An 18,165-nucleotide genomic window follows, 5' to 3' on the forward strand; every position below is an offset into this window, starting at 1 on the left:
ATTCATGACCGAGCCCGTTCTCTCCGTTCGTGATCTCCGCGTGGAGTTCGCCTCCCGCCGCGGCACGCTGCGGGCCATCGACGGCGTCTCCTTTGATATTGCCAAAGGCGAAGTGCTGGGCGTGGTCGGAGAATCCGGCGCCGGCAAGTCCGTCACCGGCCTGTCGGTGATCGGCCTGATCGACCCGCCCGGCCGCATCGCCGGCGGCGAGATCCATCTCGCCGGCCTGCGCATCGACAATCTGCGGCCCGACGAGATGCGCCGCATCCGTGGAAAGCGGATCGGCATGATCTTCCAGGACCCCCTCACCTCGCTCAATCCGCTATACCGGGTCGGCGACCAGATCGTCGAGACGATCAGAACCCACCTGAACCTGTCCGAGACCGCCGCCCGCCGCCGCGCCATCGACCTGCTCGCCGAGGTTGGTATCCCCGCGCCGGAAAAACGCATCGACGGCTATCCCCACGAATTCTCCGGCGGCATGCGCCAGCGCGTCGTGATTGCGCTGGCGATCTGCGCCGAGCCCGAGCTGATCATCGCCGATGAGCCGACCACCGCGCTCGACGTCTCCGTGCAGGCGCAGATCATCTCGCTGATCAAGCGGCTCGGCCGCGACCACGGCACCGCCGTGATGCTGGTGACGCACGACATGGGCGTGATCGCGGAAACCTCCGACCGCGTCGCGGTGATGTATGCCGGCCGCGTCGCCGAGATCGGTCCGGTCCAGGATGTCGTCAGAAATCCGCTGCACCCTTATGCCAAGGGCCTGATGGGCGCGATCCCGACACTGGCCGGCGACGACAAGCGCCTCATGCAGATTCCCGGCTCCATGCCGCGCCTCTCCGCGATCCCGCGCGGCTGCTCGTTCAATCCGCGCTGCGCCTTCGCGTTCGATCGCTGTCGTGTCGATCGGCCGGAGCCGCTGCCACACGGCACGCAATCGGTCGCCTGCCATCTCTACGACAACGTGCCGACGGAGAGCGCGGCATGAGCGCCCCCTTCGTTCAGGCCAGGGATCTGCGTCACGTCTTCGACGTCTCGAAACCCTGGCTCAACCGCGTGCTCGAAGGCGGCCACCTCGAATATCTCAAGGCTGTCGATCACGTCACATTCGACATCAGGAAGGGCGAGACCTTCGCACTGGTCGGCGAGTCCGGCTCGGGCAAGACCACTGTGGCACGGATGGTCGTCGGCCTGTTGCCGCCGAGCTCCGGCGACGTCCAGATCGATGGCGTCTCGATGACGGATCCGCGGCAGGCGCAGGCACGCCGAAAGCTGCGCCGACGCATCCAGATGATCTTCCAGGACCCCTATGCAAGCCTGAATCCGCGCTTTCGGGTCGATGCCATCATCTCCGAGCCGATCCGCGCCTTCGACCTGATCCAGGGCGAGCGCGACATTCAGGGGCGCGTCGGCGAGCTGCTCGGCCTCGTCGGCCTGCATCCCGACGACCGGCTGAAGTTTCCGCACGAATTCTCCGGCGGCCAGCGCCAGCGCATCGCGATCGCGCGCGCTCTCGCCTCCGATGCCGAGTTCATCGTCTGCGACGAGCCGACCTCGGCGCTCGACGTCTCCGTGCAGGCGCAGATTCTCAATCTGATGCGCGACCTCCAGGACAAGTTCGGCCTGACCTACATGTTCATCAGCCACAACCTCGCCGTGGTCCGCCACATGGCGAGCCGCGTCGGCGTGATGTATCTCGGCCGCATCGTCGAGATCGCCGAGGGACGCGAGCTGTTCGCCAATCCGCGGATGCCCTACACCAAGATGCTGCTGGGCGCCGTGCCTGATCTTGCCATGAGCGGCCGCCAGCGCATTCCAGTGAAGGGCGAGATTCCGAACCCGATCAATCCGCCGCCCGGCTGCGCCTTCAATCCGCGCTGCCCACTCGCGTTCGATCTCTGCCGCAAGGAAGCGCCGGAGCTGATCGGCGGCGTCGCCTGCCACGCGGTCAACACCGCGCCGGTCCCGGCGTGACGCGCGCGTGCCATGCCGGCAGCGCATTGGCGGCGCGGCATCTCCTGTGATCAATTGCGCGCGTCGCAAGTGAGGTAGCCCATGGCCAGCAACGTCAATCCCGATCCCTTCACGACACGCCCCGAGATCGAGGGCACGTTCGGGGTCGTCGCCACCACGCACTGGATCGCGACCGCCGTCGGCATGGCCGTCCTCGAAAAGGGCGGGAACGCCTTCGACGCCGGCGTCGCCACGGCCTTCACGCTCCAGGTGGTCGAGCCGCATCTGAACGGCCCCGGCGGCGATGTCCCTATCATCGTGCACGACGTGAAGCGTGGGCGCACCGAGGTGATCTGCGGTCAGGGACCGGCGCCGGCACGCGCCACCATTGCGCATTACAGGAGCGAGGGGCTCGACATGGTCCCTGGCACCGGCCTGCTCGCGGCCTGCGTTCCCGGCACCTTCGAATCCTGGATGATGCTGCTGCGCGATTATGGCACGATGCGCGTGCGCGACGTGCTGGAACCGGCGATCTCCTACGCCCGGGACGGCTATCCGTTGGTCGAGCGCGCCTGCGCCACGATCCAGACGGTCGAGCAGCTGTTCCGCAAGCACTGGCCGACCTCAGCGGCCGTCTACCTGCCGAATGGCGAAGTGCCGAAGCCCGGCACGCTGTTCACCAACAGGACGCTGGCTGCGACCTACGCGCGCATTCTCAGCGAGGCCGAGAGCGGCGGCGGTGGCCGCGACGCCGAGATCGGGCGCGCACGAAAAGCCTGGTCGCAGGGTTTCGTCGCCGAGGCCATCGACAAGTTCTGCCGAACGCAGGAGGTGATGGACGTCAGCGGCTCGCCGCATCGCGGCGTGCTCTCCGCCGACGACATGGCGCGCTGGCAGCCGACGGTCGAAGCGCCGCTCACCTACGATTATGGCCGCTACACCGTGTGCAAGGCCGGCGTCTGGAGCCAGGGGCCGGTGACGCTGCAACAACTGGCCCTACTGAAGGGTTTTGCTCTCGATGGGCTCGATCCGACCGGACCCGAGTTCATCCATCTCCAGATCGAATGCGCCAAGCTCGCCTTCGCCGACCGCGAGAAATTCTACGGCGATCCCAAGTTCAGCGAGATTCCGATCTCGACGCTGCTGTCGAACGCCTACAACGACGAGCGCCGCAAACTCGTCAGCGACAAGGCTTCGCTCGAACTCCGGCCTGGCTCGGTCGAAGGCTTCGGCGGCGTGGTCAAGCTCCGCCGAGCCGAGGGCCAACGCGAGGCCGTCGGCGCGCTCGGCGCCGGCGAACCGACCGTGGGGCGCTTCGGCGAGGTGCGCGGCGACACCGTGCATTTCGACATCATCGACAAGGCCGGCAACATGGTGTCCTCGACGCCTTCAGGAGGCTGGCTGCAATCCTCGCCTGTCATTCCCGAACTGGGCTTCTGCCTCGGCAGCCGCGCCCAAATGTTCGATCTGGAAGAGAACCAACCCGGTTCGCTCGCACCGGGCAAGCGGCCACGCACCACGCTGTCGCCGACCATGGCGCTGCGCGACGGCGAGCCCTACCTCGCCTGGGGCTCGCCCGGCGGCGACCAGCAGGACCAGTGGATCACCCAGTTCTTCCTGCGCCACGTCCATTGCAATCTCAATCTCCAGGAAGCCATCGACGCGCCGGCCTGGCATTCCGAGCATTTCCCGATCTCGTTCTGGCCGCGCACCGCACGCCCTGGCGTGCTCGTGGTCGAGAACCGCGTGCCGAAGGCGACGATCGAGAACCTTCGCGAGCGCGGGCATATCGTCGAGGTCGGGCCCGACTGGTCCGAAGGCCGCCTCACCGCGGCCTCCCGCGTCGGCGTCCGCCGGCGCGCCGCCGCCAATCCGCGCGGCATGCAGGGTTACGCCGCGGGACGCTAAAGGCAACACATGACCTGGTCGATCATCGCGCGAGATCCTGCCACCGGCCAGTTCGGCATCGCGGTCGCGACCCGCTTCTTCGCCGTCGGCGCACGTGTGCCCTATATCGCGGCCGGCGTCGGCGCCATCGCGACCCAGGCCTTCGTCAATCCCTATTACGGCATCGACGGCCTCAAGCTGCTGCGTGAAGGCCTGAATGTGCATGACGTTCTCGCCGCGCTGCTCGCCACCGACGACGGCCGCGAGAGTCGGCAGGTCCACATCATGGACGCGAGCGGCGAGATCGCCGCCCATACTGGGCGCGACTGCGTCAACTGGTGCGGGCACGTCGCAGGCAGCGGCTTTTCGATTGCCGGCAACATGCTCGCCGACGCCGACGTGCTCGACGAGACCGCAAAGACCTATATCGCCAATGACAGCCTGCCCTTCCCGCGCCGCCTGCTCGCGGCGATGCGCGCCGGCGAGGCCGCCGGCGGCGACAAGCGCGGCAAGCAGTCCGCCGCGCTGCTGATCCATGGCGAGGAGGAATGGCCGGCGCTGGACATCCGCGCCGACGATCATCCCGATCCACTCGGTGAGCTCGAACGGCTCGAACGTGTCAGCCAGGAGCTCTGGGTGCACTTCCGCCCTTCCATGCCGACGCGGCAAAATCCATCCGGCAACACCGATCGCAGCGTCATCGAAGCAACTATCGCCGCGGCACAGGCAAGGCAGGCATGAGCGCCGGTCCTCTCATCGAGATCACGGATCTACGCATCCGCTTTCACGGCGACGACGGCCGGATCACCCATGCGGTCGACGGCGTTGATCTCAGTGTTGCCAATGGCGCGACGCTCGGCCTCGTCGGTGAATCCGGCTGCGGCAAGAGCGTGACCTCGCTGGCCATCATGGGCCTCCTGCCGAAGCAGAGCGTGGAGATTTCAGGCGCGATCCGCTTCGATGGTTTTGACCTGCTGAAGACGCCGGACCAGACCCTGCGCGACTTGCGCGGCAACCGGCTCGCGATGATCTTCCAGGAGCCGATGACCTCGCTCAACCCGAGCTTCACCATCGGCGACCAGATCATCGAGACCATCCTGCGCCACCGCGGCGGCTCGCGGAAGAGCGCGCGCGAGCGGGCCATCGAGCTGTTGCGCCGCGTCCACATCCCCTCGCCCGAGCGGCGCATCGACGAATATCCGCACAAGCTCTCGGGCGGGATGCGCCAGCGCGTGATGATCGCGATGGCGCTCGCCTGCGATCCGCGCCTCTTGATCGCGGACGAGCCGACCACCGCGCTCGACGTTACCCTGCAGGCGCAGATCCTGGAATTGATGCGCGAGCTGAAGGCTGCGAGCGGCGCCGCCATCATCCTGATCACCCACGATCTCGGCGTCGTGGCCGAGGTCTGCGACGAGGTCGCGGTGATGTATGCCGGCGAGATCGTCGAGCGTGCGCCGGTGGATGAGCTGTTCTCCGCGCCGCAACACCCTTACACCGTCGGCCTGCTCGGCTCGATCCCGCGGCTCGACCACCGCGCCGAGCAGCTCGCGACGATCGAAGGCATGGTGCCGAACATGGCGCAGCCGCCGGCCGGCTGCCGCTTCGCCGCGCGCTGTCCGTTCGTGCTGGAGGCCTGCACCAAGGCGCCGCCGCCATTGATCGAGGTCAGCCCCGGCCACCTCTCGCGCTGCATCCGCGCGCCGCTCGAACGACTGGTGTCGTGATGGCCTCGTTCTCCCCTCTCCTGCCCCGGGCGCGGTGCAGCACAAGCGAAGCGCCATGGGCCGCCGCTGAACCGGGGCCCATCGCGCCGCAGACTGGGTCCCGGTTCAGCGTCACAACACTTCGTGTTGCGCCGCGCCCGGGACACGAGACCTGCACCGACGAGGAGCAGACACAATGACCGCGCTGCTCGAGGTCAAGGGCCTGGTCAAGCATTTCATCGCCGAGCGCTCGCTGTTCGGCCGGCCGCTGGCGCATGTGAAAGCGGTCGACGGCGTGTCCTTTTCGCTCGACGCCGGCAAGACGCTGGCTCTGGTCGGCGAATCCGGTTGCGGCAAATCCACCGTCAGCCGGCTGGTGCTGCGGCTGATCGAGCCGGATGCGGGCTCGGTGCGCTTCAATGGTCGCGACCTGCTCGCGCTGGATGCCGATGGCTTGCGAAAATTCCGCCGCGAAGCGCAGATAATCTTCCAGGATCCATACGCTTCGCTCAATCCGCGCATGACCGTCGGCCAGATCCTGACCGAGCCGTTGGCGCTGCACGGCCTCGTGCCGTCAGCGCAGCGGCGCGAGCGCGTCGCCGAGCTATTGCGCCTAGTAGGCCTCGAGCCACGGCTGGCGCGGCGCTATCCGCACGAATTCTCCGGGGGCCAGCGCCAGCGCATCGCCATCGCCCGCGCGCTCGCGGTCGAGCCGAAGCTGATCATCTGCGACGAGCCGGTCTCCGCGCTCGACGTGTCGATCCGCTCGCAGATCCTGAACCTGCTGCGCGAGCTGCAGGACCGGCTCGGCCTTGCCTACATCTTCGTCTCGCACGACCTCGCCGTGGTCAAGCACATCGCCGACCACGTGGCGGTGATGAATCTCGGCCAAATCGTCGAGACCGCGGAAGCGGACTCGCTGTTCGCAGCACCAAGCCATCCCTATAGCCGGGCGCTTTTGTCCGCGATCCCCGTGCCTAAACCGCAGGCAAAGCGCAGCCGGATTGTGCTGCAGGGAGAGATCCCCAGCGCGCTCAATCCGCCGCCGGGATGCCGCTTCCACACCCGCTGCCCCTACGTGGTCGAGCGCTGCCGCAACGAGATGCCTCAGCTGGCCGCGGATGGCATCGGACATGCAACGGCCTGCCACCGAACGTCGGAACTGCCGCCCTCCGCGGCGATCGTCCCGTCCGACGGCGGCTTTTCGCCGGTTCTTGAAAAATTGGTCGCCGCCTTCAGCGGCGGCCCGGAAGCAGTCCGCGGCAGCGGGGTTAGTTCATTGGGAACGGACCCGGTATAGCCGCAAAACAGAGGTTGAGAGCGATGAGTTTCATGCGTTTGGCAATCCTGGCGTCGGCCGTGCTGACGTCGCTCGCGGGCGCAGCCCAGGACCAAGTCCAGGCTCAGACCACGCTGCGCATCGGCATCGCCGAGGACCCTGATATCCTCGATCCCAGCATCGGCCGCACCTATGTCGGCCGCATCGTGTTCTCCGCTTTCTGCGACAAGCTGTTCGATATCGACGAGAAGCTCAACATCGTGCCGCAGCTCGCGCTGTCCCACGAGACCTCGGCCGACGGCAAGGAGATGACGATCAAGCTCCGGCCGGGCGTCAAATTCCACGACGGCGAGCCGCTCGACGCGGAAGCCGCAAAATTCTCGATCGAGCGTCACATGACGCTACCGACCTCGTTCCGCAAGTCGGAGCTTGCCAGCGTCGACCATGTCGAGGTGGTCGATCCCCTGACGATCAAGCTGGTGCTGAAAACGCCATACTCACCCTTGATCGCCCAGCTCACCGACCGCTCCGGCATGATGGTCTCACCGAAGGCGGCGAAGGAAGCTGGCGACAAGTTCGGCCTGCATCCGGTCTGCGCCGGCCCCTACAAATTCGTCGAGCGCGTCCAGCAGGACCGCATGGTGTTCGAGAAATTTGCCGACTACTGGAACAAGGACAACATCCATATCGATCGCGTGGTGTTCCTGCCGATCGTCGATGCGACCGTGCGGCTTGCGAACCTGAAGTCAGGGGGTCTTGATCTGATCGAGCGCGTGCTCGCCACCGACATCAAGGACGTCCGAGCCGATCCCAAGCTGGTGCTATCGACCGCGCCGGAGCTCGGCTATCTCGGCCTGACCGTCAATATCGGCAATGACAAGGCCAAGGGGCCACTGAGCCAGTCGGCGAAGGTACGCCAGGCGCTCGACCTCTCGATCGACCGCGAGGCCCTCAACCAGGTCGTCTTCAACGGCGAGTTCACCCCAGGCAATCAATGGGTCAGCCCGACACATCCCTACTACCAGAAGGCATTCCCGGTCCGCGGTCGTGATATCGCGAAAGCCAAGGCGCTGTTGAAGGAAGCCGGCGTCACCACGCCGGTGACGGTGGACTACATGATCCCCAAGGGCGCGGAGAACGAAGCCGTGGCCCAGGTCGTCCAGTCCATGGCCGCCGAAGCGGGCTTCGACATCAAGATCCGTGCGGTCGAATTCGCCACGACCTTCAAGCAGGCCCAGGCCGGAGAATTCCAGATCTTCCAGATCAACTGGAGCGGCCGTATCGATCCCGACGGCAATTCCTACATCTTCATGCGCAGCAAGGCACCGCAGAACGACGGCGGGTACGCGAATCCGGAAGCCGACAAGTTGATGGAAGAAGGGCGGGCGACGTCCAATGTCGAGGAGCGCAAGGCGATTTACGCCAAGCTGACAAAAATCCTGCTCGACGATTCGCCGATCATCTACATCTATCACCGCACGCTCCTGATTGCACACACGACCAAGCTTCAGGGCTACAAGCAGATGCCCGACGGGCTGGTGCGCGTGGTCGGATTGAAGTTCAAGTGACGAATCTGACGATAGGTGCGTGTCCCGGACTCGGCGCAGCGCGCAAGCGCCGCACCGCAGAGCCGGGACCCATAGCGATGACACATCGTGATAGATGGGTCCCGGTTCAGCAGCGCAGCATTGCATGTTGCGCCGCGCCCGGGACACCGGCCTAGCCATGCTGAGGTTCCTTGCCCACCGCATCGCTCAGATCGTGCCGACACTGTTCTTCGTGTCGGTGCTGATCTTCTCGCTCCAGCAATTGCTGCCGGGCGATCCCGCGCTGGTGATGGCGGGCGAGGAGCGCGATCCCGCCGTGATCGAGCAGATCCGGCAGCAGTACAAGCTCGATCAGCCGATTCCCGTGCAGTACGTCTACTGGCTCAAGGGCGTCCTGACCGGAAACTTCGGCGAGTCCTTGCGCAACAAGATGCCGGTGCGCGAGCTGATCGCGCAAAAATTGCCGGTGACGCTGCAGCTCGGCTCGATGGCGATCCTGATCGCGTTCTTCATCGGCATTCCCGCCGGCATCGTCTCCGCGGTGAAGAAGGGCACGGCCTGGGACTATGGCGCCAACCTGTTTGCGCTGTGGGGGATCTCGACGCCGAATTTCTGGCTCGGGATCCTGCTGATCTTCCTGTTTTCGATCAAGCTCGGTTGGCTGCCGGCATCGGGCTATGTCCCGCTCACCGAGAACTGGCGCGCGAGCCTTGCCGCCACCATCATGCCGGCCTTCGTGCTCGGCAATGCAATCTCCGCGGTCCTGATGCGGCATACGCGCAGCGCCATGCTTCAGGTGCTGGAGAGCGACTATGTCCGCACCGCGCGCGCGAAGGGGCTCTCCGAGCGCTCCGTGATCCTCAAGCATGCCATGCGCAATGCACTGACGCCCATCATCACGCTCGGCGCGCTGGAGCTCGGCACGCTGCTGTCGGGTGCGGTCCTGACCGAGCAGATCTTCTCCATTCCCGGTTTTGGCAAGCTGATCGTAGATGCCGTCTTCAACCGCGACTACGCGGTGGTGCAGGGGGTCGTGCTGGTCACGGCCACGGTCTACATCACGCTGAACCTCGTCGCCGATATCGCCTATATCCTCGTCAATCCCAGGCTAAGGGGTTAGGCGATGACCGACGCTGCCCTGTCAGCCACCCCTGCCACGCAAGCCTTTGAACTTGACAGCCCGGCGCGCCGCGCCCGGCGGCGGCTATTCAAGCGCAAGGCCGCCGTGTTCGGGCTCGTTGTGATCACGGCGTTCATCCTGCTTGCGGCCTTCGCCCCGCTAATCGTGCCCTATGATCCCATCGCGACGAGCTGGAGCCTGGTGCGCAAGGCCCCCACCGCGGCGCACTGGTTCGGCACCGACGAGCTGGGCCGCGATATCCTCAGCCGCGTCGTCTACGGCGCGCGCGCCTCGCTGCTCGCGGGCCTCATCTCGGTCGCGATCGCACTCGGCATCGGCGTGCCGCTTGGTCTCCTCGCCGGTTATCGCGGCGGCTTCCTCGATGCACTGATCAGCCGGATCACGGACGCGATGCTGGCCTGCCCGTTCCTGATCCTGGCAATCGCGCTCGCCGCATTCCTCGGGCCGAGCCTCGGCAATGCCATGATCGCGATTGGCATCTCGGCGACGCCGATCTTCATCCGCCTGACCCGTGGCCAGGTCCTCGTCGTCAAGGCCGAGGATTATGTCGAGGCCGCGCGCGCGCTCGGCAATCCGCCGTGGCGGATCGCGATCGCGCATATCCTGCCGAACATCCTGCCGGCACTGCTGGTACAGGCGACGCTCTCGATCGCCGCCGCCATCATCGCCGAAGCCGCATTGTCGTTCCTCGGCCTCGGCCAGCAGCCGCCGGCGCCATCCTGGGGCAGCATGCTCAACGCCGCGCAGCGCTTCCTGACCCAGGCGCCGTGGATGGCGATCTGGCCGGGACTTGCGATCTTCCTCGTGGTGCTGTCGCTGAACCTGCTCGGCGATGGCCTGCGCGACGCTCTCGATCCGAGGCAGCGGTAGAAGCCGAAACGGCCCTTTCACCTCTCCCCCTCGGGGAGAGGTGAGGACCTCAAATCACCACTTCCCGCATCACGCGGCGGCAATCCATCTCGTATTCGAGATCGACCACCGGCGGCCGGGCGAAATGCCAGGTCAGGCCGGAACGCAGAGCGCCGCGGCGGACCAGTTCGTCGACGAGGGCATGGTGGAAGTCGTGCACCGAATAAGCCTGCACGCCGGTAGTTTCCTTCCAGCCGAATCCAAACGCCGCCAGCCGGTTCTCCATCTGCGACGTCGTGGTGAAGCGCACCTTTTCACGCAGCCCCTCCGGGCTGAGATCGCGATAGCGCACGGTGCGCTCGACATAGGTGCCGCCGCCCTCGCGAGCCTCTGCGCCACCCGCGATCACGAAGCTCGGCGCCTTCGAGCGGGTCGGGCGCGTGAAGGAGAACGCGTAGAACGACGGCTCGGACGGCGGGTCGATCTCGGGACAGACATTGCTGCGCGCCACCGGATTGGTGGTGCCGTCGAAGATGCTCCATTCGGACAGCGTCTTCACATAGTGCAGGTTGAACGCGCGAAAGCCCTCTTCGCTGAAGGCCGCGGGTGAACGCAGCTCGCAGGCACAGAACGCCGTCAGCGGACGACCTGCCTCCTGAATGAATTTTGCGGCCAGTGCAAATCCTTCCGCGAGCGGCACCAGACGGTCGAAGCGGACACGCTCGATCTCATAGCCGTCGTCCGCGGCGGCACCCGCTGAGTATTGAAACACGGACGGAATGAAGCGGTAATTGCCGGCAGAGAACTGACGAATCATGACGAACTCCTATTCAAGCTGCATGCGAATGCCTTTGGCGCCATTGAGCAGGCGTTTCAGGTGAAAGCCGGCCAGGGAATCGTCGGCGTGCATGCCGACCAGCGCGGCAAAGGCCGGCATGGCCGCGGCATCGCCGGCCTCCATCTTGGCGAAAGCCTCCGAATACAGCGCCGTCTCCGGCGCTTCGTATTTGGCGGGCGGCAATGGCTCGAACGCGCGCAACGGCTCGCTGCGTCCGCGCAGCATCAGTTCCCCGACGGGGCGGCCTTGAAAGTTCTCAGCCGCCTCGGCGACGCTGCCGCTGACGCAAATGCGGGTGCCCAAATGCTTGTTGGCGGCCTCCAGTCGCGCCGCGATGTTGATGGAATCTCCATACGCGGTGTAGTCGAAGAAGCGGTTGCCCCCGAAATTGCCGACCAGCGCCGGGCCGGCGTGAATGCCGATGCGGGTGGCACCGAAGGTCACGCCCGTGGAGCTCTGGTGCGCGCGGAAGTCCTGCGCCCAGGCATCGAGTTCATGGGCGCAGGCGACCGCGCGCGTGGCATAGTCCGGCTGATCCCCGGGCGCATTGAAGAGCACCTGAATCGCGTCGCCGATGATCTTTGCGACCGTGCCCTCATGCTCAAAGACGATCTCGGTCATGCCGCCGACATATTCGTTGAGCAGCTTGCCCAGCGTCTCGGGCGGCGCGCTTTCCACCAACGAAGTGAAGCCGGTAATATCGGTGAAGATGGTGGCGACATCGCGCCACTGCACTTCGATCCCCTCGCCGTCGCCGCCTGCGGCCAGGCGCTTGGCCAGCTCCGGCGAGAAATGACGCGATAACGCGGCATGGGCGCGCTCGGCTTCGATCTGGCGCCGCCTCACGTCGCGCAGCATCTCGACATGGCGGATGGTCTTCTCGATCGTGGCTTCCAGATCGGCGAAGTCGATCGGCTTGGTCAGGAAGTCGAACGCGCCGCGGTTCATGGCGGTTCGGATGTTGCTCATGTCGCCATAGGCGGAGACGATGATGGTCGACTTCTTGTCCTCGCCCTCCTGGAGTTTCGCGAGCAGCGACAGGCCGTCCATCCTTGGCATGTTGATATCGGAGACCACCATGTCGACATGCGGATTCTGCTCGAGCGAGGCCAGCGCATCGAGGCCGTCGCGGGCAAACATGATATCGATCTGCCCGTCGCGAATCTGCCTGCGGAACTTTTGCAGGATCAGCGCCTCGAGATCCGGCTCGTCGTCGACGAAGAGGATGGTCGCAGTCATGCTGCTTGCTCGAGCCTCGTATCGATCTCCTGCCGCAGCAGCGCAAAGTCGATCGGCTTGGTGAGGAGCCCGACGGCGCCGCGCTCGATCGCCTTGCGCCGCGTCTCGGCGTCGCCATAGGCCGTGATCATGATGACGGGAACGTCAGGATGCGCAGCACGCACCTTTGGCAGCATGTCGAGCCCGCTCATGCCGGGCATGTTGATGTCGGACAGGATCAGGATCAACGAGGGATCGCGAACCTCGGCAGCACGCTTGAGTGCGTCGGGCCCTGAGGAGGCGAACTCCATCTGGAAGCGGCCGGCGCGCAACTCGCGCCGGAACTGCTGCCGGAACAGCGCCTCGACGTCGGGCTCGTCGTCGACGACCAGGATGTAAACGTTCAAGACTTGCCTCCGGGAGTGCCGCCTACCGCCATCGTGCGCGGCAGGCTGATGATGAATTCGGTAAATACACCTTGTGCGGTGTTCACGTCGATGGTGCCACCGTGCTGCTTCACGACGATGTCATGGCTCATGGACAAGCCGAGTCCGGTGCCCTCGCCGGCCGGCTTGGTGGTGAAGAAGGGATTGAACATCCTCTCCTTCACCTCGGGTGGGATCCCCGTGCCATTGTCGCGGATCCGGATTTCGACCCTGCCGCCGAGATCCTTCGTCGCAACGCTTAGAGTGGGCTCGAAGGCCTCGCCGGCGCTCTCCTTGCGCTTGGCAGTGGCATAGAAGCCGTTCGAGATCAGGTTGAGCAAGACGCGCGTGATCTCCTGGGGAAAGATGTCCACCATGCCGGCAGCGGGATCCAGCTCGCGCTGCAGCGTGACGTTGAAGGACGGCCGTTCGGCGCGCGCGCCGTGATAGGCCAGATTAAGGCTCTCCTCCACGACCGCATTGATGTCGACGGCGCGATGCTCGCCGGAGCCCTCGCGCGAATGCAGCAGCATGTTCCTGACGATGGAATCGGCGCGCTTGCCATGCTGCACGACCTTCTCGAGGTTGCTTCTGAGCATGCCAGTCAGCTCGTCGACCTCCTGCCTCGTCTTGTCCTCGAGCGCGGCCGATTGCAGGGTCTCGTTGAGCTCGTCGATCAGCTCGGTCGAGACCGCGGAGAAATTGTTGACGAAATTGAGCGGGTTCTTGATCTCGTGGGCAATGCCGGCGGTGAGCTGGCCGAGGGAAGCGAGTTTTTCGGTCTGGATCAGGCGGTCTTGCGCGGTTCGAAGCTCGTGGAGGGATTGTCGCAGTTGGGATGTCCGCTGCTCGACTTTCTTTTCCAGATCCGCGTAGGATTCCTGCAGGCGCGCGCCCATGTCGTTGAACTGGTCGGCAAGCCCTTCGAGCTCATCGCCAGTGCGGATCGAAATGCGCTGGGAGAAGTCGCCACCGCCGATCCTTTCGGCGCCGCTGCGCAGCGCTTGAATCGGCCCGACCATGCGGCGCGCGAGGAATATCCCCGCAAGCACCGCGAAGATCGACGCCGCGAGCAGCACGATCGCGAGCCGCTGCAGCGAGGCGTAGAGCGATGCATAGGCCTCCTCGACCGGCAACTCGACGAACATGGTCCAGTGCAGCGGCTCGATCGGCGCCGATGCGGTCAGGACCTTCCGTCCCTGTATGTTACGCGCTTCCTCGAGCGCATTCGCCATCGTGCCGCCGCCAGCCTGCGCGGCGCGCACCTGTGCGAGGCCGGACATGTCGGTATTGCGCAGGACCAGACTGATGTCGGGATGCGCGATCAGGCGCCCCTCCGGCCCCACGACATAGGCATGGCCATTCTCGCCGACCTTGATCTGGGAGACGACGTCCCAGATCAGCTTGAGATTGACCTCGGCGATACTGACCCCTGCGTCCTTGCGCGCGCCGGCCAGCGCCAGCGTCATGTAGGGCTCGGACTCCCGGCGGAAATAGACAGGCCCGTAATAGACCTTGTGCGCCACGGCCTCGGTGAACTTCGGATCACTGGACAGGTCGATCCCGCTCTCGATGGCATCCATCGCCAGCCGCGAGACCCGCAGCCGTTCCTTGCCGGTCGAATCGACCTGGGCGAGCTCGGTGATCCCGGGCACCTGGCGCAGCAGCCGCAGCGCGTCGAACCGGCGCTGCTCGATCGAGCCTGCCGACCAAGGCAACTGCGTGGTCCAGCCGAGCTGGCTCTCGATCTCCTTGACGAACTGGCCGATCTTGGCCGCGGCCGCCTCAGCCTGCTCGTGCTGGACCCGGATCAGCGAAGCCTTGTGCTCGCGATAATAGAAGAAGACCTCGAACAGGCCGTTCGCCAGCAGCGCGATGGCGACGACGGCCACGAACAGCGCAACATATTTGGTGAACAACCGGGTCCTGATGCCCCGTCCCGCCCCTGCGCCAGGGGCAGCGCCGTCCGGCACCGCACTCGGCAGCGTGCCGGCTCGCGAGGTGTCGGGATGGAGGGATAGGCTCATCCTGCGGAACCTAGCAAGAAGACCGGGCCTTGTCTCTCGCAAGCGCGGCAAGGCCCCCGCCCAACGATCGCGGCGTCGAATTGATGCGGTGGCAGAACGAAAAGGGCGGCAACGGCTTGGCCGCTGCCGCCCTGTGGCTTCGCCTGCGTGCGGCTTCAGGTCGGCCGCAGGGCCTTGGCGTCGAGGTCGAGTTCGGCAACCTGCCTGTTCCGCTCGGAATCGGCCGCCGCGCGGTGGTCGGTCGCCAGCACCACGTACACGGCCGGCAGCACGAACAGCGTGAACAGGGTGCCGATCGACATGCCGGCAACGACGACCAGACCGATCGAGAAGCGGCTGGCCGCACCCGCGCCGGTCGCGGTCAAGAGCGGGATCAGGCCGGTCACCATGGCGGCCGTCGTCATCAGGATGGGCCTGAGGCGGATACGGGCCGACATCTCGATGGCCGAGCGGCGGTCGAGCCGCTCCTTGACCTGGAGCTCGTTGGCGAACTCCACCATCAGGATGCCGTGCTTGGTGATCAGGCCGACCAGAGTGAGCAGACCAACCTGGGTGTAGATGTTCATGGTCGCGACGCCGAAGAACAGCGGGATCAGCGCGCCGACGATCGCCATCGGCACCGAGATCATGATCACGAGCGGGTCACGCAGGCTCTCGAACTGCGCCGCCAGCACCAGGAAGATGATGATCAGCGCGAAGCCAAAGGTGATCGCGAGCTGGTTGCCTTCCTGTACGTACTGCCGGGAGTCCGCGAGATAGTCGTGGCTGAATCCTTGTGGAAGCTTCTTGGCCTCGCCTTCGAGAAAGTCGACCGCTGCGCCGACGGTCACGCCGGGCATCGGCACGGCGGAGAAGGTCGCCGAATTGAGCTGGTTGTAGTGCGTCAGCGAATTCGGATCGGTCTTGGTCTCGATCGACACCACAGTCGACAGCGGAAGCTGCTGGCCGGTGTTGGTCGTCACGTAATAGCCACCGAGGGATTCCGGCGACAACCGCTTGGTGCGGGGCACCTGAGGGATCACCTGGTAGGACCGGCCCTCCAGATTGAAGCGATTGACATAATTGCCGCCGAGCAGCACCGCGAGCGTGGCCCCGAGGTTCTGCATATTGACGCCAAGATCTTGCGCCTTGTTGCGGTCGATCGTCACCTTCACGTTCGGCTGGTTGTAGGCAAGATCGCTGTCGGAGACGATGAACATGCCGCTCTTGCGCGCAGCGTCCTTCAGCTTCTCCATCTGCTCATAGACCGTCTGGAAGCCGGCGGTGGAGTTGATCACCATCTGCACCGGCAGACCGCCCGGCCCGCCCGGAAGCGGCGGCAGGTTGAAGGCGAAGGCCTGCACGCCCTCGATCTTGGAGAGCTCGGCCTGCACTAGCGGCTTCAGGGCAATCGAGGAGCGCGTGCGCTCGTCCCAAGGCTTCAAGAGCATGCCGGCAATGCCGCCCTGCGGGCCGTTGATGCCGTTCAGCACGAAGCGCAGATCGGTCTCGGGAAACTGCTGGAACTTCTCGTCGAGTTTTTCGCCGTAGAAGTCGACATAGTCGATGTTGGCGTATTTCGGAGCCTTGGTCACCGCGAACACGATGCCCTGGTCTTCCTCTGGCGCCAGCTCCTTCGACGTGTGCATGTAGAGGAAGCCGACGAGCCCGAGGATGGTTACCGCGAACAGGCCCGTGATGGCCTTGTAGTCGAGCGAGCGGTCGAGCCTGCGGCCATACCAGCGCGTGAGTGCGCCGAACACCTTGTTGACGCCCTTGGCGAAGCGGCCCTCTTCGGTGTTCTTCAGCAGCACCGAGCACATCATCGGCGACAGAGTCAGCGCGATCACGCCCGACACGATCACCGAACCCGCCAGCGTGAACGCAAATTCGCGGAACAGCGAACCGGTGAGGCCGCCGAGGAAGCCGATCGGCGCGTACACCGCGGCGAGCGTGATGGTCATCGAGATGACGGGGCCTACGATTTCACGCGCACCTTGCAGCGACGCCTGGACCGGCGTCTTGCCCTCCTCCAGATGGCGATGGATGTTCTCCACCACGACGATGGCATCGTCGACCACGAGGCCGATCGCCAGCACCATCGCGAGCAGGGTCAAAAGGTTGAAGCTGAATCCCAATGCGAGCATCAGCGTGCAGACGCCGATCATCGAGAGCGGAATGGTGACGACGGGAATGATGACCGAGCGGAGCGAGGCCAGGAACAGGAAGATGACCACGATCACGATGATCACGGCTTCGCCCAATGTATTCTGCACCTCGTCGATCGAAGACTGGATGAACTTGGTCGAATCGTAGGCGACCTTCATCTTCATCGAGGGCGGGAGGTTGCGTTCGAGTTCGGGGAACAGCGCGCGCACACCCTTGACCAGCGTCAGCGGGTTGCCTTGCGGCGTCGCCTGCACGCCAATGAAGATCGCGCGCTCGCCGTTGAAGGCAACGCTGGCGTCCGTGCTCTGGGCCGCAAGTTCGACGGTCGCGATGTCCTCCATCCGCACGAAGCCGCCGTCCTTGGCCTTGACGATCATCTTCTTGAACTGATTGACGTCGGTCAGACCCGTGTTCGTCGAGACGTTCGAGACGATCAGATAGCCCTTGGTCTGGCCCGCCGCAGACTGGAAGTTGTTGGCCTGGATGGCCGCGGCTACGTCCGCCGGGGACACGTTGCGGCCGGCCATCTTCTCGGGATCGAGCCATAGCCGCATCGCGAAGGTCTGCCCGCCCAAGATGTCGGCGGACGCCACGCCGTCGACGGTCGACAGCACCGGCTGCACCACACGCGTCAGATAATCCGAGATCGCCGAACCCGAGAGCTCCTCGGACGAGAAGCCGAGATACATCACGGCCGTGGTCTGGCCCGTGGTCTTGGTGACGATCGGGTCGTTGGATTCCTTCGGGATCAGGTATTTGACCGAGTTCGTCTTCGCCAGCACCTCGGTGAGCGCCTGGTTCGGATCGAAGTTCAGCTTGATGTAGACCTGGATCGTCGAGGTGCCGAGCACCGAGGACGAGGTGATGTAGTCGACGCCTTCGGCAGACGCGACCGCCTGCTCGATCGGCGTCGTGATGAAGCCCTGGATCAGGTCCGCGGACGCGCCCGGGTAGACGGTCGTGATGTTGATGACCGTGTTCGACAGTTTCGGATATTGGCGGATCGGCAGCACCATCGCCGCGCGCAGGCCGATCAGCAGGATCAACAGGCTGACGACGACCGACAGAACCGGACGCTTGATGAAAATATCGGTAAGGGCCATCGCGGCGATCTCGATTTGTTTGTCTCAAGAGAAGTGATCCG

General features: G+C 65.0%; 14 protein-coding genes. 9 read left to right on the plus strand and 5 right to left on the minus strand.

Annotated elements, in window-relative coordinates; translation table 11 throughout:
* Nucleotides 1-4: 4 nt before the first annotated feature.
* The 9 genes from RX330_RS26910 (at nt 5) to RX330_RS26950 (ending at nt 10,386) form a co-directional block, all read left to right on the plus strand.
* Nucleotides 5-991 carry an ABC transporter ATP-binding protein gene (locus tag RX330_RS26910; RefSeq protein WP_317240481.1) on the plus strand — a complete coding sequence of 329 codons (987 nt, stop codon included), beginning with the start codon at nt 5-7 and terminating at the stop codon, nt 989-991.
* Entirely contained in the window at nt 988-1,977 is a 990-nt protein-coding gene (locus RX330_RS26915) for an oligopeptide/dipeptide ABC transporter ATP-binding protein (protein WP_317240482.1), read from the plus strand. Before RX330_RS26910 ends, RX330_RS26915 begins: the two co-directional genes overlap by 4 nt.
* Before the next feature lie 81 nt (nt 1,978-2,058).
* Nucleotides 2,059-3,864 carry a gamma-glutamyltransferase family protein gene (locus tag RX330_RS26920; RefSeq protein ID WP_317240484.1) on the plus strand — a complete coding sequence of 602 codons (1,806 nt, stop codon included), beginning with the start codon at nt 2,059-2,061 and terminating at the stop codon, nt 3,862-3,864.
* Between the two features lie 9 nt (nt 3,865-3,873).
* The gene (locus RX330_RS26925; protein ID WP_317240485.1) at nt 3,874-4,584 is read left to right on the plus strand and encodes a DUF1028 domain-containing protein; all 711 of its coding nucleotides are present in this window, start codon (nt 3,874-3,876) and stop codon (nt 4,582-4,584) included.
* Nucleotides 4,581-5,570 carry an ABC transporter ATP-binding protein gene (locus RX330_RS26930; RefSeq protein ID WP_317240486.1) on the plus strand — a complete coding sequence of 330 codons (990 nt, stop codon included), beginning with the start codon at nt 4,581-4,583 and terminating at the stop codon, nt 5,568-5,570. The genes RX330_RS26925 and RX330_RS26930 overlap by 4 nt, the downstream gene beginning before the upstream one ends.
* 175 nt (nt 5,571-5,745) lie before the next feature.
* Nucleotides 5,746-6,849: an ABC transporter ATP-binding protein gene (locus RX330_RS26935; RefSeq protein ID WP_317240487.1), complete on the plus strand. Its 1,104-nt coding sequence runs from the start codon at nt 5,746-5,748 to the stop codon at nt 6,847-6,849.
* A 23-nt stretch (nt 6,850-6,872) separates the two neighbouring features.
* Nucleotides 6,873-8,396 (plus strand): ABC transporter substrate-binding protein, encoded by a 1,524-nt coding sequence (locus RX330_RS26940; RefSeq protein WP_317240488.1) that lies wholly within the window; start codon nt 6,873-6,875, stop codon nt 8,394-8,396.
* Nucleotides 8,397-8,553: 157 nt separating this feature from the next.
* Nucleotides 8,554-9,495 carry an ABC transporter permease gene (locus RX330_RS26945; protein WP_317240489.1) on the plus strand — a complete coding sequence of 314 codons (942 nt, stop codon included), beginning with the start codon at nt 8,554-8,556 and terminating at the stop codon, nt 9,493-9,495.
* 3 nt (nt 9,496-9,498) lie between these two features.
* On the plus strand, nt 9,499-10,386 hold the full coding sequence (locus RX330_RS26950) for an ABC transporter permease (protein WP_063196278.1): 888 nt from the start codon (nt 9,499-9,501) through the stop codon (nt 10,384-10,386).
* 49 nt (nt 10,387-10,435) lie between these two features.
* On the opposite strand, the gene RX330_RS26955 is transcribed toward RX330_RS26950, so the two are convergent.
* From RX330_RS26955 to RX330_RS26975, 5 genes are all read right to left on the minus strand, one after another.
* Nucleotides 10,436-11,182, minus strand: coding sequence for a hypothetical protein (locus RX330_RS26955; RefSeq protein WP_212081137.1), 747 nt, complete (start codon nt 11,180-11,182; stop codon nt 10,436-10,438).
* 9 nt (nt 11,183-11,191) lie between these two features.
* Entirely contained in the window at nt 11,192-12,442 is a 1,251-nt protein-coding gene (locus tag RX330_RS26960; RefSeq protein ID WP_317240490.1) for an adenylate/guanylate cyclase domain-containing protein, read from the minus strand.
* On the minus strand, nt 12,439-12,828 hold the full coding sequence (locus RX330_RS26965; RefSeq protein WP_212081135.1) for a response regulator: 390 nt from the start codon (nt 12,826-12,828) through the stop codon (nt 12,439-12,441). The genes RX330_RS26960 and RX330_RS26965 overlap by 4 nt, the downstream gene beginning before the upstream one ends.
* Complete coding sequence (locus RX330_RS26970; RefSeq protein WP_317240491.1) at nt 12,825-14,873, minus strand: ATP-binding protein; 2,049 nt, start codon at nt 14,871-14,873, stop codon at nt 12,825-12,827. The genes RX330_RS26965 and RX330_RS26970 overlap by 4 nt, the downstream gene beginning before the upstream one ends.
* A gap of 155 nt (nt 14,874-15,028) precedes the next feature.
* Nucleotides 15,029-18,124: a MexW/MexI family multidrug efflux RND transporter permease subunit gene (locus RX330_RS26975; RefSeq protein WP_212081133.1), complete on the minus strand. Its 3,096-nt coding sequence runs from the start codon at nt 18,122-18,124 to the stop codon at nt 15,029-15,031.
* Nucleotides 18,125-18,165 lie beyond the last annotated feature (41 nt).

Source organism: Bradyrhizobium sp. NDS-1 (assembly GCF_032918005.1).
GTDB lineage: Bacteria > Pseudomonadota > Alphaproteobacteria > Rhizobiales > Xanthobacteraceae > Bradyrhizobium > Bradyrhizobium tunisiense.